Source organism: Mesorhizobium sp. P2_D1, assembly GCF_056404455.1.
In genome coordinates this window covers 11,973-32,814 of record NZ_JBFUDZ010000026.1, presented here as the reverse complement: position 1 = coordinate 32,814, position 20,842 = coordinate 11,973, and the positions used below count along the sequence as shown (strand labels likewise).

The 20,842-nt window shown below is 64.1% G+C and carries 20 protein-coding genes; 12 read left to right on the top strand and 8 right to left on the bottom strand.

Translation table 11 applies throughout. From position 1 onward, the window contains the following. Window position 1 precedes the first annotated feature (1 nt). From AC1D0I_RS19285 to AC1D0I_RS19265, 5 genes are all read left to right on the top strand, one after another. Complete coding sequence (locus tag AC1D0I_RS19285; protein WP_477397046.1) at window positions 2-1,324, top strand: phosphatase PAP2/dual specificity phosphatase family protein; 1,323 nt, start codon at window positions 2-4, stop codon at window positions 1,322-1,324. Further along, window positions 1,321-1,764 carry a hypothetical protein gene (locus AC1D0I_RS19280; RefSeq protein ID WP_477397044.1) on the top strand — a complete coding sequence of 148 codons (444 nt, stop codon included), beginning with the start codon at window positions 1,321-1,323 and terminating at the stop codon, window positions 1,762-1,764. The genes AC1D0I_RS19285 and AC1D0I_RS19280 overlap by 4 nt, the downstream gene beginning before the upstream one ends. Beyond that, window positions 1,761-2,423 carry a lysophospholipid acyltransferase family protein gene (locus AC1D0I_RS19275; RefSeq protein ID WP_457151781.1) on the top strand — a complete coding sequence of 221 codons (663 nt, stop codon included), beginning with the start codon at window positions 1,761-1,763 and terminating at the stop codon, window positions 2,421-2,423. Before AC1D0I_RS19280 ends, AC1D0I_RS19275 begins: the two co-directional genes overlap by 4 nt. Beyond that, a complete protein-coding gene (locus AC1D0I_RS19270) occupies window positions 2,423-3,358 on the top strand; it encodes a phosphatidate cytidylyltransferase (RefSeq protein WP_095086039.1) in 936 nt (311 codons plus the stop codon). Before AC1D0I_RS19275 ends, AC1D0I_RS19270 begins: the two co-directional genes overlap by 1 nt. Before the next feature lie 108 nt (window positions 3,359-3,466). After that, the gene (locus tag AC1D0I_RS19265) at window positions 3,467-4,441 is read left to right on the top strand and encodes a nucleoside hydrolase (RefSeq protein ID WP_477397042.1); all 975 of its coding nucleotides are present in this window, start codon (window positions 3,467-3,469) and stop codon (window positions 4,439-4,441) included. 190 nt (window positions 4,442-4,631) lie between these two features. Here AC1D0I_RS19265 and AC1D0I_RS19260 read toward each other — a convergent pair whose 3' ends face one another. From AC1D0I_RS19260 to AC1D0I_RS19245, 4 genes are all read right to left on the bottom strand, one after another. After that, the gene (locus tag AC1D0I_RS19260; RefSeq protein ID WP_457151784.1) at window positions 4,632-5,615 is read right to left on the bottom strand and encodes a substrate-binding domain-containing protein; all 984 of its coding nucleotides are present in this window, start codon (window positions 5,613-5,615) and stop codon (window positions 4,632-4,634) included. A gap of 67 nt (window positions 5,616-5,682) precedes the next feature. Further along, window positions 5,683-6,732 (bottom strand): ABC transporter permease, encoded by a 1,050-nt coding sequence (locus AC1D0I_RS19255; protein ID WP_477397040.1) that lies wholly within the window; start codon window positions 6,730-6,732, stop codon window positions 5,683-5,685. Beyond that, window positions 6,732-8,249, bottom strand: coding sequence for a sugar ABC transporter ATP-binding protein (locus tag AC1D0I_RS19250; RefSeq protein ID WP_477397038.1), 1,518 nt, complete (start codon window positions 8,247-8,249; stop codon window positions 6,732-6,734). Before AC1D0I_RS19250 ends, AC1D0I_RS19255 begins: the two co-directional genes overlap by 1 nt. Continuing rightward, a complete protein-coding gene (locus tag AC1D0I_RS19245; RefSeq protein ID WP_477397036.1) occupies window positions 8,246-9,244 on the bottom strand; it encodes a LacI family DNA-binding transcriptional regulator in 999 nt (332 codons plus the stop codon). The genes AC1D0I_RS19250 and AC1D0I_RS19245 overlap by 4 nt, the downstream gene beginning before the upstream one ends. Before the next feature lie 159 nt (window positions 9,245-9,403). Here AC1D0I_RS19245 and AC1D0I_RS19240 point away from each other — a divergent pair, with 159 nt between their 5' ends. From AC1D0I_RS19240 to AC1D0I_RS19230, 3 genes are all read left to right on the top strand, one after another. Then, a complete protein-coding gene (locus AC1D0I_RS19240) occupies window positions 9,404-9,727 on the top strand; it encodes a hypothetical protein (protein ID WP_477397034.1) in 324 nt (107 codons plus the stop codon). Next, entirely contained in the window at window positions 9,724-11,298 is a 1,575-nt protein-coding gene (locus AC1D0I_RS19235) for an FAD-dependent monooxygenase (RefSeq protein ID WP_477397032.1), read from the top strand. Before AC1D0I_RS19240 ends, AC1D0I_RS19235 begins: the two co-directional genes overlap by 4 nt. Before the next feature lie 77 nt (window positions 11,299-11,375). Beyond that, window positions 11,376-11,705, top strand: a complete 330-nt coding sequence (locus tag AC1D0I_RS19230; RefSeq protein WP_477397030.1) for a hypothetical protein — start codon at window positions 11,376-11,378, stop codon at window positions 11,703-11,705. Here the strand turns inward: AC1D0I_RS19230 and AC1D0I_RS19225 are convergent. Then, a complete protein-coding gene (locus AC1D0I_RS19225; protein ID WP_477397028.1) occupies window positions 11,681-13,216 on the bottom strand; it encodes a winged helix-turn-helix domain-containing tetratricopeptide repeat protein in 1,536 nt (511 codons plus the stop codon). The genes AC1D0I_RS19230 and AC1D0I_RS19225 overlap by 25 nt on opposite strands. Before the next feature lie 154 nt (window positions 13,217-13,370). Between AC1D0I_RS19225 and AC1D0I_RS19220 the strand changes: the two genes are divergently transcribed. Next, on the top strand, window positions 13,371-14,204 hold the full coding sequence (locus AC1D0I_RS19220) for a GyrI-like domain-containing protein (RefSeq protein WP_477397026.1): 834 nt from the start codon (window positions 13,371-13,373) through the stop codon (window positions 14,202-14,204). A 4-nt stretch (window positions 14,205-14,208) separates the two neighbouring features. Here AC1D0I_RS19220 and AC1D0I_RS19215 read toward each other — a convergent pair whose 3' ends face one another. Genes AC1D0I_RS19215 through AC1D0I_RS19205 form a run of 3 tightly spaced genes read right to left on the bottom strand, consistent with a single transcriptional unit; the run spans window position 14,209 to window position 17,831 of the window. Beyond that, the gene (locus AC1D0I_RS19215) at window positions 14,209-15,354 is read right to left on the bottom strand and encodes an alanine racemase (protein ID WP_477397024.1); all 1,146 of its coding nucleotides are present in this window, start codon (window positions 15,352-15,354) and stop codon (window positions 14,209-14,211) included. Then, window positions 15,351-16,634, bottom strand: coding sequence for a D-arabinono-1,4-lactone oxidase (locus tag AC1D0I_RS19210; protein WP_477397022.1), 1,284 nt, complete (start codon window positions 16,632-16,634; stop codon window positions 15,351-15,353). The genes AC1D0I_RS19215 and AC1D0I_RS19210 overlap by 4 nt, the downstream gene beginning before the upstream one ends. Before the next feature lie 9 nt (window positions 16,635-16,643). Then, on the bottom strand, window positions 16,644-17,831 hold the full coding sequence (locus AC1D0I_RS19205; protein ID WP_477397020.1) for an MFS transporter: 1,188 nt from the start codon (window positions 17,829-17,831) through the stop codon (window positions 16,644-16,646). A gap of 124 nt (window positions 17,832-17,955) precedes the next feature. On the opposite strand from AC1D0I_RS19205, the gene AC1D0I_RS19200 reads away from it, so the two are divergent. The 3 genes from AC1D0I_RS19200 (at window position 17,956) to groL (ending at window position 20,770) form a co-directional block, all read left to right on the top strand. After that, entirely contained in the window at window positions 17,956-18,582 is a 627-nt protein-coding gene (locus AC1D0I_RS19200) for a TetR/AcrR family transcriptional regulator (protein WP_477397018.1), read from the top strand. Between the two features lie 173 nt (window positions 18,583-18,755). Then, a complete protein-coding gene (gene groES, locus AC1D0I_RS19195) occupies window positions 18,756-19,052 on the top strand; it encodes a co-chaperone GroES (protein ID WP_006203049.1) in 297 nt (98 codons plus the stop codon). Window positions 19,053-19,114: 62 nt separating this feature from the next. Then, window positions 19,115-20,770: a chaperonin GroEL gene (groL, locus tag AC1D0I_RS19190; RefSeq protein ID WP_095086076.1), complete on the top strand. Its 1,656-nt coding sequence runs from the start codon at window positions 19,115-19,117 to the stop codon at window positions 20,768-20,770. The last annotated feature ends 72 nt before the right edge of the window (window positions 20,771-20,842 follow it).

Here is a 20,842-nt window from a genome sequence, read left to right as displayed (position 1 = left end):
GATGGCGTCATCGCTTGCATCCACGGTGCGCGCAGAACCTTATGGCCGGGTGGTCGTCAGGGCAGCCCTTTGGCTGGCCTTCCTGGCGCCGTTCTTCTACCTCAGCTACGGCTTCGCCAACTGGCTGGCGTCGCGGCGCGAGGACGTCGGCAGCATCGTGTTTGCCTGGGAACACAGCATCCCCTTCCTCGCCTGGACCATCGTGCCCTACTGGTCGATCAACCTGTTCTACGGCCTGTCGCTGCTGCTCAACGACAGCAGGCAAGGGGTCGACCGCCTGGCCGGACGTTATCTCACCGCGCAGATCGTCGCCGTTGCCTGTTTCATCCTCTTCCCGCTGACGCTGACGTTCGTGCGGCCTGCAACGAGCGGCCTGCCGGGTTTCCTGTTTGCCGTGCTTGGCGGTTTCGACAAGCCGTTCAACCAGGCGCCGTCACTGCATATCGCACTGCTGGTGATCATCTGGGATCACTGGCGCCACCGGCTCGGCGGCCTCCTCCTGCCGCTCTGGCATGGCTGGTGCTTGCTGATCGGCGCCTCGGTGCTGACGACCTGGCAACATCATTTCATCGACATCCCGACCGGCGCGCTGCTCGGTTTTTTTGCCCTGTGGCTGTTTCCGCGCGCCGGCGAGTTGCCGTTTTCAGGCGCCCGGCTGACCAGCGATACCAAGGCGCGCCGGCTGGCGCTGTTCTATGTGCTGGGCGCCGTCCTTGTGCTGGCCGGAGCCGCGCTTGGCGCCTTCTTTTTCGCCACGGCACTCATCCTGCTTTGGCCGGCACTTGCACTGGCCATCGTCGCCTTCGGCTATGCCGGGGCCGGCGCAAAGGTGTTCCAGAAAACCGCGGAAGGTCATGTGTCCCTGGCAAGCCGCGTCCTGCTTTGGCCCTACCGGCTGGGCGCTGGGGTGAATGCCGCGATTTGGACGCGTAATCTCCCGCCGTTCGTGGCCGTCAGTGACGGTGTCTTTCTCGGCCGCTTTCCGACGGCAAGCGAGGCCCGCGGCTTCGGCACAGTGATCGACCTCGCCGCCGAACTTGAAAAGCCGGCGGCCGCAGATTGCCGCTGGATCAGCTTTCCGATGATCGACCTGTTGCCGCCCCCCGTGACGATGCTTGAGCAGGCAGCCAGTGCGCTGGAGAGCGCGCGCCGCGGCGGTACGGTGCTGGTCTGCTGCGCGCTCGGTTTCCAGCGCAGCGCCGGCGTTGTCGCCGAATGGCTGGTGGCAACCGGCAGGGCCAGGACGCCGACGGTTGCCCGCGAGATGCTGATGGCGACCGGCCGGCCGGTTCATCTTGCCGAGGCTGAGGAACGGGCGGCATGACGGGCAATGCCGACCAGGAACGGGCCGATCGCTTTGCCCGCATGCTGATGAAGCAAGCCGCATGGCCGGCTGCGACTGTGGTGGCCGCAAATATCCTTGCGCCTTTGGCTGCTTCGACGCGCGGCGCCTTTGAGACCTTGCCTGCGGCCATTGCGCTGTCGGTCACAGCCGCGAGCGCGGTTGCCGTGCTGGCGCTGTCGGCGCTTCTGGTGTTCGACGCGCTGTTGTTCCGGCTGATGGCCAGCCACGATGACGAGGCTTCCGGTGGTGCCGCGGTGGATGACATACTGGCGCGCATGCGCCTGAAACCCTTCCCGTCCACGACACGTTCGCTCGATGACCGCATGGCCGGTACCCGCGCCTTACTGTTCAAGCAGCGCGCCGCGCTGGCCCTGTTTGCCGCAGCGCTTCTGGCGGCGGGGTTTTGGGCGCCGCGATGAGCAAGCTTTCGCTCACGACCTTCACCTTGCTGCAGACGGTAACTTCCGTCGGCCTGTCTGCGCTGGCCTGGGTGGTGACCGGGGTGCGTCCGATCTGGAATGGCAGCCTGCCGTCCGACCGGCAGCGCATCTATTTCGCCAATCACACCAGCCACGGCGACTTCATCCTGCTGTCGGCCTGCCTGAGCGAGAAGGAGCGCGCGGTCACCCACGCCGTTGCCGCCGGCGAATACTGGGGAAAGTCGCGGCTGCGACGCTTCATCGCCGAGGACATGCTGTCGTCGGTGCTCATCAACCGGCAATGGACGAGACCTGAAGAAAACCCCATAGAGATCATGCTGTCCGTTCTCGACCAGGGCCATTCGCTGATCCTGTTTCCCGAGGGCACGCGCAACATGACCGAAGAGCCGCTGCTGGCCTTCCGCTCSGGGCTCTACAATCTTTCGATGGCACGGCCTGAGGTCGAGCTGATCCCCTGTTGGATCGAGAACATGTCGCGCGTGCTGCCCAAGGGCCAGTTCCTGCCGGTGCCGCTGCTCTGCCGCGTCGTCTTCGGCGCGCCGGTGGCGGTGGCTCCAGGCGAAGAACGCCGCGCCTTTCTCGAGCGCGCCCACGCCACGCTTCTGGCGCTCAACCCGCGCCCCGAGCGAGACGATTGATGCGCCACGAAATCTCCATTCTGATCATCGGCCTGCTGGCGGTGCTGACCACCGCCAGCATCGTCGCCGCCATACTTTCGGCGCGGGCGCCGAAGCCGCTCAGTTCAACGCTGGTCAACCTCACCCAGCGCATCAACGCCTGGTGGGTGATGGTGGTGTTGATAACGGTCGCCTTCTTCTTCGGCCGCGACGGCATGACCATCCTGTTCGCGCTGATTTCGTTTGCGGCGCTGCGCGAATTCGTGACGCTGACGCATACAAGCCGCAGCGACCATTGGGTGCTGCTCGGCATGTTCGGTATCATCATACCGTTTCAATACTGGCTGGTGTGGACCGCCTGGTACGGGCTCTTCGTCATCTTCATTCCGGTCTACTGCTTCCTGCTGATGCCGGCCATCACCGCGCTACATGGCGACACCGAACGCTTTCTCGAGCGGATCGCCGCCCAGCAATGGGCGGTGATGATCTCGGTCTATTGCGTCAGCCACGTTCCGGCGCTGCTGACCCTCAATGTGCCAGGCTTCGAAGGCCGCAACCTGTTGCTGATCGCCTTCCTGATCATCGTCGTGCAAGGCAGCGACGTGCTGCAATACATCTTCGGCAAGCTGTTCGGGAAACACCGCTTCTCGCCGAACGTCTCGCCGTCGAAAACCTGGGAGGGCCTGATTGGCGGCCTGGTGTCGGCGAGCCTGCTCGGCGCGCTGTTGTCGTTCGTGACGCCGTTCTCGCAGCTGCAGGCGGCAGCCGTGGCCTTCGTCGCCTGCTCGATGGGTTTTCTGGGTGGACTGGTCGCCTCGGCCATCAAGCGCGACCAGGGCGTCAAGGACTGGGGCCATCTGATCGAAGGCCATGGCGGCATGATGGACCGCACCGACAGCCTGGTCTTCGCTGCCCCGGTCTTCTTCCACATCGTGCGCTATTTCTGGACGGTGTGAGCGCCTGTTTGGAAACTCTACGCTGGGTCGGCTGAGCGCCAGATGCTTGACGGCGTAGATGCGGCAGTCTCTTGTCCCGACAGACTCGGCCGGCAAAAGAGGTGCCACATGGAAAAGATCATACTGGACTGCGACCCTGGGCATGATGACGCTATCGCCATCCTGCTGGCGGCAGGCAATCCACAGATCGATCTCCTCGGCATCACCACGGTGTCGGGCAACCACAATGTCGAAAACACCACGCGCAATGCTCTTTCGGTATGCACCGCCTACGGCATCAAGGTGCCGGTGGCGAAGGGCTCTCCCGGCCCGCTCCTCATCGATCAGGTTCTGGCCATCGAGATCCACGGCGAAACCGGGCTCGATGGCCCTGTTCTGCCGCCCGCCTCGTTCGAGCTCGACAAGCGGCATGCCGTCGACTTCATCATCGACACCGTCATGGCGCATGAGCCGAGGACGATCACACTGGTACCGGTCGGTCCCTACACCAACATCGCACTGGCCGTGCGCAAGGACCCCCGCATCGTCGAGCGGGTGAAGCGTGTCGTCGCGATGGGGGGAAGTTATACCAGAGGCAACATCACGCCCGCGGCGGAGTTCAACGTCTATGCCGACCCGGAAGCCGCCGACGTGGTGTTCCGGGCCAATTGGGACGTCACCATGGTGGGGCTCGACCTGACGCATCAGGCACTCGCCACCAAGGGACTTCAGGACAGGGTGCGCGCCGTCGGCGGCCCGATGGCCAAGTTCATCCTCGATATCTGGGAGTTCATTGCGACCACGCATGGGGGCCTCCTGCAGATCGAGTATCCTGCCATCCATGACGCGTGCTGCGTCGCGGCGATGATCGACCCGACCGTCTTCACCACCGAGAAGGCCGACATCCGCGTCGAGCTTGCCGGCCGTTGGACCAAGGGCATGACGGTCTGCAATTTCGAGAAGATGGGTGGCATGCACCATTTCGGCGGCACGGCGAGCGAGCAGGTCGACTTCCGCCACACCGTTGCGATGAAGCTCGACCATCAAAAATTCTGCGATTTGATTGTGGATGCGCTGGAGCGGCTGAACAGGCAGAAGGGGTGACACACCCCTCCTCCGGATAGTCGTCTTAGCGATATCGCTATCTTCGCTCGTGACGGCACACGCGCCCCGTGTGATCCAGGGAACTCTTGCCCACCGCGATCAGAGCCGGTCGACTTGCCGGTGAGGGTTGCGAACGCGCGCAGGGCGGGGTCTGGACCCCGCCCTGGTTCGGACAATCTACAAGAAGAGCCTACTTGCCGGCGAGCTGCTTGGCGTTCTCGGGCGTGATCGCGGTGGTGTCGACGGTGACGGTCGAATCCACTGACGAGGCGCAGTCGAGCAGGATCTTCTTCGACATCTCGATCGCTTCCTTGGCACCGGTCGGATAGGTGAAGGTCGCGGCCCAGTCGCCTTTCGCCACCGCCTCGATGCCGCCGGCAGGTCCCGGCAAGCCGTCGGTGCCGATGATCTTGACGTCCTTGCCGGCGCCCTTGGCGGCGAGCAGCGCGCCGGCCGCCATCATGTCGTTCGAGGCATAAAGCACCTTGATGTCGGGGTGCGCCTGCAGCATGGCCGAGAAGGCGGTCTGGGCTTTGTCCGGCACCCAGTCTGCCGCCTGCTCGGCGACGACCTGGATCTTGGCATTCTCCTTGACGCCATCCTTGAAGCCGTTCAGCCGTTCGACCGCGGGCGTGGAGCTTGGCAGTCCTTCGAGCACGGCTGCTTCGCCACCATCGGGCAGCAAGGTCTTGGCGGTATACTTACCCGCCTCGAGCGCGATCTTGTAATTGTCGCCGCCGATGAAAGCGGTGTAGTCCTTGCCGGGATCGCCGACCGTCTTGCGATCGAGTTCGATGACCGGGATGCCGGCATCCATGGCGCGTTTGACCGCCGGCGTCAGCGGTGCCGCCTCGAAGGGCGAGATCAACAGCAAATCGACCTTCTGGGTGATGAAATTGTCGACCTGCGAGGTCTGCGTGTTGACGTTGCCGGCGCCGTCGGCGATCTGCAGCGTGAAGCCCGGCACTTCCTTGGCCGCCGCGGTCAGCTCGTCATTGACGTGCTGACGATAGGGTTCGGCATTGTTGGCTTGCGAAAAGCCGATGATGAACTGGCCGTCCTTGGCGCAGGCCTTGACCATGGGATCGGCAGCCTGGGCGGCTCCCGCGATGCACAGGCCAGCGCCTGCCAGAAGTGCTGCCTTGAGGGCACGCCTTTGTCTTGTGGTTTTCATACTCACTCTCCTCCTCGTCGGGCCGGGGCCAGACCTTGGTTGACTTCGACTTCCTGCCGCCAACCTCCTAACGACCCAAACCCTCGCGGCGACGAACGAGGGATTGAAGCACTGCCGCCAACACGATGATCGCGGCGGTCGCGAGCAGCTGCATGGCGGGGGTGATGTTGTTGAGCTGAAGGATGTTGGCGAGCGCGCCGAGCATAATGGTGCCGGCGACGGTGCCGACCATCGAGCCGGCGCCACCGAACAGGCTGGTGCCGCCGATGACCACGGCGGCAATCGCGGTAAGCTCGTAGCCCATGCCGTCATTGGCACTGCCAAAATTGAACTGGCCAGCATGCACGATGCCGGCAAGTGCGGCGGCAAAGCCGGTGATGGCGTAGACCGATATCTTGACCATCGACACCGGCACGCCGGAAATACGCGCCGCGCGCTCGTTGCCGCCGACGGCAAAGACATAGCGGCCGAAACGTGTGGTGTTGAGCACGATCGTGGCGATYGCGGCAAAGACGATGAACACGATCGTCGCCACAGGCACGGTGTTGTCGAACAGCCGCTCACCCAGCACCGCGAACACCGGTGGCGCCAGCCCCGGCCCGTCGCCATAGGAAATGTTGATGTACTGATTGCCCGACACGACCAGCGCCAGTCCGCGCGCCGCCTGCAGGCCGGCGAGCGTCACGATGAACGGCTCGAGCCGGAAGCGGCTGGAGATGGTGCCCTGGATGACGCCGAAGACGATGCCCATGACGAGCACCGCGAGGATGGTGGGGATGAGCCCGAAGCCGCCCGAAATCATCATCGATGCGGTGACGACGCTGGAGAGCCCGAGCACCGCGCCGACAGAAAGGTCGATGCCGGCCGTGATGATGACAAAGGTCATGCCGATGGCGATGATGCCGGTCTCGGACACGGCGCGAACGATGTTGGCGATGTTGTCGGGGTTGAGGAACAGGATTTCGCCATGCCGGCGCGGCGAGAAGATGACGCCGCCGATCGCCACGACGACGAGGCCGATCAGGCTCTGGAAGCGCACCACCAAGGCTAGCGGATCGCGATGCACCGGTGCTGCGGCCACTGGGCCGCTTGCCGTCGAAATCTTCTGCTCAGACATCAGGCCTCCCTGCCATTTGCCGCGTCAAGCACCGTGTGCTCGTCAACGCCGCCGATGAATTCCGCCACGTTGCGCCCTTGGCGCAGCACTACGATGCGGTCGCACAGGCCGATCAGCTCCGGCATCTCGCTGGAAGCGACCAGGATGCCGAGGCCCTGTGCAGCCAGTTGCCGCAGCCGTGTGTAGATCTCACCCTTGGCGCCGACATCGACGCCGCGCGTCGGTTCGTCGAGCAGCAGCAGCCGGGGATTGCCGAGGATCTCCTTGGCGAGCACCACCTTCTGCTGATTGCCGCCCGAAAGCGCGCCGACGGCGATGTCAGGATTCTTCGGCCTGATATCGAACTGGCCGAAGGACTGCTTCACCGCGTCCGCCTGCCGGCGCGCCGACATCAGCCCGAAGGGTGAGATGCGCCGGATCACCGACATGACCAGGTTGAGGCCCACCGCCATCCTCAGCATCAAGCCGCTGCCGCGCCGATCGTCGGTGACGAAGGCGATGCCGGCGTCGCGTGCGGCCTTGATGGAATCGAGCTTTACCGGGCGGCCGTCGACCGCAACATCACCCTCCCAGCGGCCCGAAAGGCCGGTGCCGTAGAGCGCGCTCAAGAGCTCGGTACGCCCTGCCCCCATGATGCCGGCCAGCCCGACGATCTCACCCGCCTTGACGTCGAGTGAGATGCCTGTCGGCGGCTGCCATCCAGCGCTTTCATGGGCGAGCCTGAAGCTCGCATTGCGCAGGCTGAGCAGCGTCTTGCCAGCCTCCCTGGCGCGCTCGGGATAAAGCTCATCCAGCGGTCGCCCGACCAGAAGGCGCACCAGCTCGGCCTGCGGCGCATGCGGCTCGGTGACGCCAGCGACGCGACCGTCGCGCATCACCGTAACCCGGTCGGCGATCTGCGGCACCTCTTCCAGGCGATGCGAGATATAGACGATCCCGACGCCGCTGGCGGCGAGCTTGCGCATGATGTCGAAGAGCCTTTCGACCTCGCCCACCGTCAGCGCTGCCGTCGGCTCGTCCATGATCAGCACGCGCGAGGCGTAGGAAAGCGCCTTGACGATCGCCACCACCTGGCGCTGGCCGATCGACAGGTTCGCCACCATGCTGGCGGGATCGATGGCAAGCTCTATGGCTTCGAGCCGTTTGCGGGCCTCGCTGCGCATCGCCGGCACGTCAAGGAAGCCGCCCGGCCGCATCAGTTCGCGGCCGAGGAAGAGGTTGGCCGCCACGTCGAGCGTTGGCACCAGGTCGAGCTCCTGGAAAATGGTGGCGATGCCGGCCGCCTGCGCTTCACGCGGGTTGTTGAAGCGCACTGGCTTGCCGTCGATCTGGATGGTGCCCTCGTCCGGCGCATAGACACCCGACAACAGGTTCATGAGGGTCGACTTGCCGGCGCCGTTTTCGCCGAGCAGCGCATGGATCTCGCCGGGTTTGAGGTCGAAGTCGACGCCACGCAGCGCCTGGACGCCGCCAAAGCGCTTGACCGCGCCGGTGACCGACAGCAGCGGCGCACTCATGCCGGCCTCGCGCAGGATTGACGGACCTGCAGCGCGGCCTGCAGCCGCACCGCCTGCGGCTCCAAACCGGTGGATGCGATGCGGGCGCAGAGCAAGGCAGCCGCCTGCCGTCCGATCTCGGTACAGGGCTGCGCGACAAGCGTCAGGCGCGGCTCGAAGCAGTCCGCCCATTCGAAATCGTCGAAGCCGGCAAGCGAAAGGTCCGCCGGGATCGAAAGGCCTCGTTCGCGGATCGCCCGCACCGCTCCGATCGTCGTCATGTTGTTGCCGGTGACCAATGCCGTAGGCGGCGAAGGCAATGACAGGATGGCGTGGGTCGATGCCGTAGCGCTCGCCGTGTCGACGTTCTCCGGCGAGACATAGTGCGGCAGGCACTCGAGTCCATTGGCGGCCAGCGACCCGCGAAAAGCGTCGATGCGTTCGCGCGTCGTCGCCAGATCCGGCTGGCCGGCGATGTAGCCGATGCGCTTGTGGCCGAAGGAGGCGACGTGATCGATCAGCGCGCGCATCGACGACTGGTTCTCGACGCCGATCTGGTCGAAGCGGTCGTCGGCGAAGCGGTCGATGAGCACGCAGGGCAGCTTCTTCTCCGCCAGATAGTCGATCGCCCGCTGCGGCGCGCCCGACGGCGCCAGGATGACGCCGTCGACCCGCCGCTGGTGGAAGGCGCGCACCACCGAAAGCTCGCGGTCGGGATCCTCCTGCGTATCAGAGAGGAAGACCATGAGGCCAAGGCGTGCACATTCGGCCTCCACCGCGCAGATGATGTCGGTGAAATAGGGGTTGGAAATCGCCGAGATCGCCAAGCCCACACTGTTGGTCGAGGCTACTTTCAACGATCGCGCCAGCTCGTTGGGCTGATAACCCATGGCGGCGATCGCATCATTGATGAGCTGCGCCTTCTGCGGCGAGACAAAGCGGGTGCGGTTGATAACATGCGAAACGGTCGAAACCGACACGCCGGCGCGGCGCGCGACCTCAGCCATTGTCGGCATGGTGACTCAAACGGAGTGCTGGCAAGCGCTCCTCCCTGATGATGCGTTCCAGTCCGCTCTCATTGGTCTTGGCGGATTTTGGGAAACCATAGGACCATCGAAACGTTTGCGCAATCGCTTCGATAGCCTTTTCCGGCCAATTCTCGTCGCCCCCAAAAAATGGGCGTCTTGCAGGATCGGCCGATCACCTTCGTTTCGATTTTGCTCGATGCGCATTCGATGAAACTGACCGGGGTATCCCTTGGCGCTGTCAAGCGACGCTCTGCCGAGGCTTGTCCACTCAAGGCAACATTCCCGGCCCGCCGTGCCGCGATCCTTGCCGCGCCGATAGATCGAGGCGGTGGCGATGCCTGCACAAGCAGACGACCAACTCAACCAAACATCGGAAAATTTTCAGAAACGAATCGGGATTTTTCGGCCTCGACATCGCAAGACCATGTGGCTGGCGAAAAAGTCCGCACTGTTCAAGGAGAAGAAAAATGAGCATGTCAAAGACCAAGGTCCTCATTGCCGGCGCCGGGCCGACCGGGCTGACGCTTGCGCTCTGGTTGACGCGGCTCGGTGTGCCGGTCCGCATCTTCGACAAGGCGTCCGGCCCGGGCGAAACCTCGCGTGCGCTGGCCGTCCAGGCACGTACGCTGGAGTTCCATCGCCAGATCGGCGTCGTCGAGGACGTGCTCGCCGCCGGCGTGCGGATCGAACAGCTCACCGTGCACACGCCTGCCGGCATAGCAGCCAGGCTGCCGCTGGCCGACTTCGGCCGCGGCATCAGCCCCTACCCGTTCGCTTTCGCGTTGCCGCAGGACATCCACGAGCGCGTGCTGATCACGCACCTGGAACGTGCCGGCATCAAGGTCGAGCGCGACACGGAGCTGGTCGCCTTCGAGGACAAGGGCGATGCTGTCGTCGTTACCTTGAATAGGGACGGCCGCACTGAAACGGTCAGTGCCGCCTACCTGGCCGGTAGCGATGGCGCTCGCAGCGCCGTGCRCCACGGGCTGAACATCGGCTTTCCCGGCGGCACCTACGAACAGTCCTTCTACGTCGCCGACGTCGACGGTCGCGGCGACGTCACACGCAATGGCATGGACACTGTCATCAGCGCCTATGGCTTTGCGATCGTCATGCCGGTCCGGCAATCGGGCTCCCTGCGCCTGATCGGCATCGTGCCGAAAGCGCATGAGGCCGACGAGTCGATCACCTTCGAGACGATCCGCGCCGATGTCCAGCGTGACACCGGCGTCAAGGTTCATCAGGTCAACTGGTTCTCGACCTACCGCGTGCATCATCGAGTCGCCGAGAATTTCCGCATCGGCCGGGTGTTCCTCGCCGGCGATGCCGGCCACATCCACAGCCCGGCCGGCGGCCAGGGCATGAATACCGGCATGGGCGATGCGGTTAACCTCGCTTGGAAACTGGCCGCCGTGGTTCAGGGGCGCGCCGACCAGCGCCTGCTCGACAGCTACGAGCCGGAGCGCATCGCCTTCGCCCGCAAGCTGATCGACAGCACCGACCAGGCGTTTCGGGTCGCCACCAGCCGCTCGCGGCTGGTCGGGCTATTCCGCCGCTACCTGATGCCGAAGATCCTGCGCATAGCGCTCGGGACGACGGCGGGATCGCGCGCGTTTTTCGGGCTGATTTCGCAGACCCGCATCCGCTACCGCGAAAGTCCGATCAGCAGCGGCAAGGCCGGTAAGATCGAGGGTGGCGACCGTCTACCCTATATCGCCGGCACCAGGGACGACAATTTCGAGCCGCTGCGATCGCTGGATTGGCAGGTGCATGTCTATGGAGAACTCAATGCCGAGTTCCGGGCGATGCTTGCGCCCGCCGGTATCCCAATCCATGCCTTCGCCTGGTCGGACACGGCCAAGGCCGCTGGCCTGCAGCGCGACGGCGCCTATCTGGTGAGGCCGGACGGCCATGTCGCGCTGGCCTCGCCGGTCCAGGAGGCAGCGTCCTTCCAGCGGTACATTGCAGGCCTCGCCATCAGGCCTCGGATCGCCGAGCGCGCGCCCTATCGCATCTCGGGCACCATGCACAGCCTGGCTTGAATGCGCCAACCCAACGGCGTGCGCATTCGYGCGTACTGAAAAGACGTTTCATCACAACCAAAATCAGGAGAGAGAAAATGCCTATCGAATCCGTGAAGAAAATCAGCCTGATCGCCACGGCGGCCGCAATTGGCCTCGCCGTAGAGATCATCGGCAGCACCCTGCCGGCGCTGTCATTCGTCAGCCAGGCCGAAGCGCGTATCGGTCAGCCCTGGACGCCCCGCAGTGCCGCAGGCGTGGCGCGGCGGACCACAGCATGGCGCGTGCTGAGACACACCACGGCTTGGGTCGCCACACTGCCGGCAGGCTGCGTGCGCACCAAGGTCAACGGCTTCGATGTCTGGCGTTGCGGCGGCACATATTACCGCGCCTATCAGGGCCGCTATATCGTGGTGGTCGTCGATTGACCGGCCTCGGACGTGGTCTCGCCGAGGGCGAGTCTGACGCCTTCCGCGAGATGCTCGGCGTCGACCTTGTTCTCGAATGGCACGCCGCGCAGAGCATAGTCGATCGGCGAAAACGGATCGCCCTCCTCGATGAGGGCGATCTGCCGACGCGCCCGTTCCATGTCGCCTATCTGGGCATAGCAGGCTGCCAGCCTGGTGCGTATCCAGGGTGCAGGACGCGTGGCTAGCTCCAGCGCCTCCGCCGCCTGCCGGTATTCCCCCATCATGTAGAGCGCCAGAGCCCGGTCAAACTGGTACCAGTGCGGGTGCAAGGGATCGATGCGGATGCCGCGCGCCAGCCACGTCAGCGCATCGAGCGGCCGACCGCGCATGGTGAGCAGCATGCCCATCTGCTCGATGCAGTCGGCATCGTAGGGATTGAGCTGCAGCGCGATACGCATGTGATGCTCGGCCGCTTCATGGTCGCGCATATACAGCCTGATCAATGACTGCACACGATGGCCGGTCGGCTGGTCCGGCGACAATGCCAGGCCCTTGTCGGCGAGATCGCGCGCATTTTCCAGCACTACGTCGCTGGCGCGCCCGAATTCTCCATCCAGCGCCCGCGTCAGAGCGAGGTAGGTGTAGGCCAGTCCATAGTTCGGATCCTTGGCGATTGCCGCCTCGAACAGGGCCTCCGCACCTTTCTGGTCGGTCTGGGCGGGATCACGCAACAGCGCAAAGCCGCGCAAAGCCAGTTCATAGGCGGCAAGGCTGGTGACCGGCTTGCGCGATGCCTGTTGCAACCCTGCATTGGTGACCCGCGTAACCAGCCTGCCGACGATCTGCTCGACGACCTCCTGCTCGATGGCGAACAGGCCTGTGCCCTGCGACTGGTAGCGGTCGCCCCAGAGTTGGCTTGCGGTCGCGATGTCGATCAGGTTCACTGCCGTTATGACTTGCTCGCCTTGCCGGCGCAGCGATCCTTCGACAAGATAGTCTGCGCCGATGCGGGCGCGGATTTGAGACCACTCGTCGCGTCCGAAGGAGGCGAACGAAAAACTCGAATTGCGGGCGAGCACCGTGACCGTCCCAAAGCGCGCCAGGCCGTTGATGATATCCTCGGCAAAGCCGTCGACCACCGCCTCGTCGGCCGGATCACCGCTGTCGTTGCGAAAGCGTATCACGGCTACAACCGGCTGCGCCCCGATCTCCGGTGCAGTCTCGGCTTCGGCGGCGAGCATATAGCCGCGCTTGGATACTGTGCGCACCATGTCATCGCCGAGCACCTTGCGGATTTCGCGGATCGACTGGGTCAGCGAATCCTCGGTGACGTAGACACCCGGCCATGCGACATCCATCAGTTCCGATTTCGGAACGACGCGGCCCATGTTGCGGGCAAGGTGCGAAAGCAGCGCGTAGGCCTTCGGGCGCAGGAACAGCGGCTCGTTGACGCCACGCAACGTTCCCCTGTCGAGGTCGAGAGTGTATCCACCGAACCGGAAAAGCTGACCGGCAGTCGCCGTCGTCATTGGGACCCCTCCCCGGACACTGCACATCATGCCGCGTCGAACCCACATCAACGCGGCACGGGATTTGGTGCATTATTGCCCAGTGCGCAATTTCAATCAAACTGGCCGCTTGGAGAGACAGCAAGATGATCTGGCCAACGCGGGAAGGAACTCGATGAATCCGACGGAAAAAGCGCTGTGGTTCGTCGAGAGCCATCTGCCCGAAGCGGTCTCGCTCGACGACATCGCCCAAAGCAGTGGCGTGTCGCGCTTTCATGTGACGCGGGCTTTCGGGGCCGCCACCGGCCGCTCGGTGATGGGCTACATGCGCGCACGCCGGCTGACCGAAGCGGCGCGCAAGCTGGCCGGCGGGGCGCCCGACATCCTCTCGCTCGCGCTCGACGCCGACTACAACTCGCATGAGGCGTTCACCCGCGCCTTCCGTGACCAGTTCGGCACCACGCCGGAACTGGTGCGCGCGCGAGGCACGCTCGACAACCTCGATCTCGTGGAGCCGATCCTGATGGACCAGTCCCTTCTTGCCCACCTCGAACCACCGCGCTTCGAGACCAGCCGGCCGTTCCTGATCGCCGGCCTCGGCGAACGCTACAGCTGCGAAACCAGCGCCGCCATTCCCATGCAGTGGCAGCGCTTTGGCCCCTATATCGGCAACATCCCGGGCGAGACCGGCGACGTCGCTTATGGCGTCTGCGTCAACGGCGACGATGCAGGCAATTTCGACTACATCGCCGGCGTCGAGGTATTCGACTTTTCCGACCTGCCCGGGGAATTCAGCCGGGTGCGCGTACCGGCGCAGAAATATGCCGTCTTTGCCCATCGCGAGCACATCTCGACCATCCGCCGGACCGTCAACACGATCTGGAACAAATGGCTGCCGGCCTCCGGCCACGAGATCGCGGATGCTCCCGAATTCGAGCGCTACGGCCCCGAATTCGATCCGCGCAGCGGCAATGGCGGGCTGGAGATCTGGATACCGGTCAAGGCGTAGTCGTTCATCCCATCGGCAGAGCGGGCCATCGCTCGGCGATCCTGCCGCCGGAAAACACCGCGATCGATCCGAACTGCTGCAGCACCGCCTCGCTCTGCGTCGGGCGCAGGAAGGCGTAGACGCCGGGCCTTGCGGTCGCGTCAGCCGGCAGACCCATGAATTGCTGGTTCGAGGAGAGGCCGAGCAGGCCGTTCGTCTTCATTCCTTCGGGAAAGACCGGCTCGGCCATCCACTTGCCGCCATAGAGATAGCAGCCCTTGCGCGGAAACCGGCCGAGCGCCTGCAGCAGGTGGGTGACGGCCGGTGGACCGGGCAGCATCGGCTCAACCACTTTCAGGATCGGCGTCGCGATAAAGGCCGCCGGCTGGAAGCCTTCGAGGCCGGGCGTATCGAAATCGCTCGGCAGCACAAAGRCCGAGCCCATCGACACCTCGTTGGCGGCGCTGCGATGGTGTAGCAGCGCGGTCTTGCTGCCGCCGATGTTCAGGATACGGCGCTGGTCGGCGCCGAGGCACGCGACGAAGGCGGTGGCCCGTTCCGAAGCTTTCGCCAACGCCTTGGCCGGCCCGCCGAACAGGCCGGGGATGAGCGGCGCATGTGCCTCGTAAGCCATGACGCCTTCGCAATGCAGCCGTTGATGAACCGGCAGCGCGCCTAATGCTTTCGACAAGGCATCCGGGCTGGCAAAGCCGCCGCGATGCAGCCCGACATCGATCTCGAAGGCGATGCGCAGCTCGACGCCGAGTTCGTCCGCGAGTGCGCCATACTCGGCCAGCCTCTCCTGGGTATCGATCAGCCAGCAGACACGCGACCAGTCGGCGTCCCCTTTCACCAGTGCCGCCCTTGCCCCTTCGACCGGCATCGGCTTGCCATAAAGCAGATCGGCATCTGGAAATGCCTTCAACACCGCTCCGCTGATCGGCGGATGGAAAGTCATGAATCGATTGGTGCCTAGAGCCTTGCCGATGTGCGACAGCAGCGGCAGGCAAGCGAGCGACTTGTCGACCAGCCGCACGGCAAGGCCGGGGTCGAGCCTCTCTTTCACCAGGGCAATGTTGCGGTCCAGCCGATCGCGATCGAGCAGCAGGCAGGGCTGGAAGATACCGGCTTCCTTCAACGCATCCGAAAGAGCGACGAAATAGGCGCTCATTGGTCGATGCCGAACAGGTCGGCCATGTATGGCGAGATGAGTCGGTTTTGCGGGTCGATGTCGCGGCGGACCGCCATGGCGTCGTCCCAGCGCGGATAGAGCTTTTTCAAGTCCGCCGCCTTCAGGCTGTGCATCTTGCCCCAATGCGGCCTGCCGCCATATTTGCGGAAGATCGGCTCGGCCGCCCGCATGAACGGCAGCGGATCGCTTGCCGCGTCATGGTGGATGGCGATCGAGCAGGTCAGCCTGTTGTGGAATGGCGAAAGCCAGAACTGATCCGGTGCGACGGAGCGAACCTCCATCGGGAAATAGACCTCGGGAAAACGCTGTTCCGTCAGTTCGATGATCTCGGCCAGCGCCTTCGGCCCCTCCTCGAACGGCAGATGATATTCCATCTCGTTGAACGTGGTCTGCCGGTCGCTGGCGTAGACGTTGAGCCAGTCCTGCACATAATCCTCGGCGGGCACTTTCGCGACGGCGCCGCGGATCAGCCTGCGGCGGAGCGACGGCAGCCAGGCGAGCCCGGTGCGCAGCCGGCGCAGCGTCCTCAACCCGCCCTCGTCATCCTCGGTCGGGCGCGTGGTGGTCGCCGCGGTGCTGAAATCGCTCGCGATGAACTGCGCATAGCCGGAAAACGGAATGTAGTAGAATTCGGCCGAACGATGCGCCGCGGCCATCATCGTTTCGAAATCGCGCAGCATGTCGGCGATCGGCAGCACCCATTTGCGGCGGCGCAGCCGGTAGGTCGCAATGTTGTTCAGCGTCACCTCGGTCATCACGCCGAAGGCGCCAAGAGCGACGCCGACCGCATGGATCATCTCCTGATCCCCTGCCCGCTTGAAGTCGCGGAGTTTGCCAAGCCCGTCGACGATCTGCACCGTTTCAAGCTGCGTGTGGTAGGCACCGAGCGTCGGTCCAGAGCCATGCGTGGCGGTGCCGAGCGCACCACCGATCGCCTGGCGGTCGATGTCGCCCATGTTTGGCAGGCCCTGGCCGATGCCTTGCAGGATGTGCATGAGCGGGCCGAGCCGGGTCCCTGCCCGTACGCTCGCCTGATGTTTTTCGACGTCGTGCGAGACCAGCCCTTCCAGTCTCTCCAAGGACAGGATCGTGCCCTCGGATTTCACCAGCGGCGTGAAGGAATGGCCAGCACCGACGACGCGGACCGGCCCGGGTGCGGTGCGAACGAGATCGCCGAGTTCGCCGGCGTCAGTTGGGGTGGCAATCAGCTGCGGTTCAGCGCTGACGTAGCCGGACCAGTTGCTCCAGGTGTTCGACATGTTGCCTCCTCAGGCAACGGCGCGGCGACGCCGCGACACCAGGATGAACAGGCCGAGCAGCGCCGCGCTGGCAATGGCGCTGGTGGCGGCGAATTCCGGCACCGGGCGAAAATCCTTGCCGTCGATAAGCAACGACGCCGCGACCGGCCCGATCGCCAGGCCAAAAAGCTGCGCCGCCGGCACCAGCAGCACGGCGGTGCGCGTCTCATCGGCGGTGATCGCCAGCCGGATCTGATAAGGCACGATGAACAAGAGGATGAAGCCCATGATCAGGGCGGCAACCCAGAATGAGATGAGGTCAGGTCCGCCGGCGAGGACCAGGGAGCAGACAAACGCGACGGCACCGATCGCCGCAATGGCAAGGCGGTAATCGATGCGCGCCTCGAACACGGTCGCCGTCATCGCACCCAGGACCTGAACCGCGAGGCTGGCCGAGACGATCAGGCCGACGGTGCGGCCATCGATGCCGTATTGTGCGCCAAGCGGCTCCAGAAAGGCCCACACCGCGCCGAAGAACATGAAGTAGCAGAAGACCGAAAGCAGCGCGGTCATCGAAGGGACCGTCAGCACATTGGCCAGATTCTCTTCCTTGGGCAGATCGGCATAGTCACTGGGAACGGTGAAGGCGATCGCCACCGAGGCAACGCAGACGACGGCGAGAACGAGGAAGCCGCCCGCCGACCCGGCTGCCGGGATGACATAGAGCGCCAGCAGCAGGGCAAGCGCGCATTGCGCCAGCGTCTGCATGGTGACGAAATAACCGCCGACGCGCTCGGCTCGCCGCGAGCGGGCAATGAGTTCGGTGGCGACCGCCACCAGGCCGCCCTCGGCCAGGCCTGCCAGGGCGCGAGCCGCAATCAGCATGTTGGCGCCAGCGGCATAGGCCGTCCAAACATTCGCCATCGCCAGCAGGAGCAAGAGGGCCGCACTTTTCCAGCGCATGTTGTGGGCCGAAAGCAGCATCGCCACGATCGCCGAGCCGATGGCAATGGCGATCATCTCGGCGGTGGCGACCAGCGCCAGCTCATCGCCGCGGACATGGCCCTCGGTGAAAAGGGCGCCGAGCAGCACCGGCTGCAGTCCGAGAATGAGCAGGCCGACCGAACCGATCCACAGCGCCGAGGCAAGCTGCCTGCCGGTGGGATTGCCGACCAGCCAGTCGCCGCTTCCGGGGTGCCCGGTATCTGTCGAAGTCAAAGGCGCCTCCCAACGTCCTTGCCGTGCGGCAAAAAAACTGACAGTCTGTCAGCATTTCAGAAACTGATACTTGATCATATTTTTTGTCAATCAGAATTTGGAAACTCGTGCGAAAGACCCGTGCATGATGGAAGCAACGCGAACGGCCACCGAACCCAGGCGCAAACCCAAGCAGGAGCGCAGCCGCGAGCGCATCGACGCGATCCTGTCGACAACCATGCGGCTGATCGGCGAAAAGGGCATCGACGCCGTGACCATGAAGGAGGTCGGCATGCTGGCGGGCGGACCGATCGCCACCGTCTACCATTACTTTCCCAACAAGTCAGCGATCCTGGCAATGCTCTACCAGCGGTTTTCCGAGGTCAGCCGCACGCGGCTGACAGCGATCATCAGCGACATCCGCGAAGCCAAGGACGTGATCGTGGCCGCCGACCGGCTGCTTGACGACTATCACAGCCGTGTCGCAGGCGATCCGGCCATCCAGGATCTGCAGAACGCCATCCAGGCCGACAAGGCGCTCAAGAATCTCGACATCGCCGAAACCCGGCATCAAGCCAAGATGTTCTGCGACCACGTCATCGGCCTGCTCGAACTCCAGAAGCGGGAGCAGTTCGAACGCATCGTTCTGCTGATCTTCCAGCTAGCCGGTGGTGTGGTGCGCCTGGCGCTTGCCGAGGGCGAAGTGGAAAGTCGACAAACCATCGAGGATTACCGGTCGATCATCCACACTCAGTTGCGGCTCTTTCTCTAGCCACCGCCTCATGCGAATTTCGCGTGTTTCGACAGCGTGTCGCGCCTTGACTCTGGCAGGCCGGCGGCCTATTTCAGCGCCACGTTAGCACTCGCCATTGGTGAGTGCTAACCATGTGTCCGGCGTCGCCGGACGGAGGAACTGTTCTCACCGTTCTCATCGAGGAAGAAAAAATGGCAAAGTCGAAGTTCCGCCCGCTTCATGACCGCGTGGTCGTTCGCCGGGTCGAATCCGAATCCAAGACCGCCGGCGGGATCATCATCCCCGATACGGCAAAGGAAAAGCCGCAGGAAGGCGAGATCATCGCTGTCGGCTCCGGCGCTCGTGACGAAGCCGGCAAGCTCGTTCCGCTGGACGTCAAGGCCGGCGACCGCATCCTGTTCGGCAAGTGGTCGGGCACCGAAGTCAAGCTCAATGGCGAAGACCTTCTGATCATGAAGGAATCCGACATCATGGGCATCATCGGCTGATATCAGCACCTTCCGTCAACTGAATTCCCGGGCTCAATCCAAGCCCTTGCCAGGAGTTAAAAATGGCTGCCAAAGACGTAAAATTCTCCCGTGATGCCCGCGAGCGCATGCTGCGCGGCGTCAACATCCTCGCCGACGCGGTGAAGGTCACGCTCGGCCCCAAGGGCCGCAACGTCGTTATCGACAAGTCGTTCGGCGCCCCGCGCATCACCAAGGACGGCGTCACCGTCGCCAAGGAAATCGAGCTCGAGGACAAGTTCGAAAACATGGGCGCGCAGATGGTCCGCGAAGTTGCTTCGAAGACCAACGACATTGCCGGCGACGGCACCACGACCGCGACCGTTCTGGCGCAGTCGATCGTCCAGGAAGGCCACAAGTCGGTTGCCGCAGGCATGAACCCGATGGACCTGAAGCGCGGCATCGATCTGGCCGTGACCGAAGTCGTCGCGGCGCTTGGCAAGGCTGCCAAGAAGATCAAGACCTCCGAGGAAGTTGCCCAGGTCGGCACGATCTCGGCCAATGGCGACGAGTCGGTCGGCAAGATGATCGCGGAAGCGATGCAGAAGGTCGGCAACGAGGGCGTCATCACGGTCGAGGAAGCCAAGACCGCCGAGACCGAACTCGAAGTCGTCGAAGGCATGCAGTTCGACCGCGGCTACCTCAGCCCCTACTTCGTCACCAACGCCGACAAGATGGTTGCCGAGCTCGAGGACGTCTACATCCTCCTGCACGAGAAGAAGCTCTCCAACCTTCAGGCCATGCTGCCGGTTCTCGAAGCCGTCGTGCAGACCTCGAAGCCGCTGCTCATCATCTCGGAAGACGTCGAAGGCGAGGCTCTGGCCACGCTGGTCGTCAACAAGCTGCGTGGCGGCCTGAAGATCGCCGCCGTCAAGGCGCCGGGCTTCGGTGATCGCCGCAAGGCCATGCTGGAAGACATCGCCATCCTCACCGGTGGCCAGGTCATTTCGGAAGACCTCGGCATCAAGCTCGAGAACGTCGGCCTCAACATGCTCGGCCGCGCCAAGAAGGTGTCGATCTCCAAGGAGAACACCACCATCGTCGACGGCGCCGGCAAGAAGGCCGAGATCCAGGGCCGCGTTGCCCAGATCAAGCAGCAGATCGAAGAGACCACCTCGGACTACGACAAGGAGAAGCTGCAGGAACGTCTCGCGAAGCTCGCGGGCGGCGTTGCGGTGATCCGCGTCGGCGGCGCGACGGAAGTCGAAGTCAAGGAAAAGAAGGACCGCGTCGATGACGCCCTCAACGCGACCCGCGCGGCCGTGGAAGAAGGCATCGTTGCAGGCGGCGGCGTTGCCCTGCTGCGCGCTTCGGCCAACATCAAGGCCACCGGCGCCAATGCCGACCAGGCCGCTGGCATCAACATCGTTCGTCGTGCACTGCAGGCTCCGGCCCGCCAGATCGCGGCGAACGCCGGTGCGGAAGCATCGATCGTTGCCGGCAAGATCCTTGAGAACAAGGGCGCGACCTTCGGTTACAACGCCCAGACCGGCGAGTATGGCGACATGATCGCCATGGGTATCGTCGATCCGGTCAAGGTCGTGCGCACGGCTCTCCAGGACGCGGCCTCGGTTGCCGGCCTGCTCGTCACCACCGAAGCCATGATCGCGGAGGCTCCGAAGAAGGAGTCGGCTGGCGGCGGCATGCCTGGCGGCATGGGCGGCGGCGGCATGGGCGGCATGGGCGGCATGGACTTCTAATCCAGCCAATCTCGCTGAGCTTATGGAAAGGGCGCCGAAAGGCGCCCTTTTTGTTCGCCTGCACCTTGATCG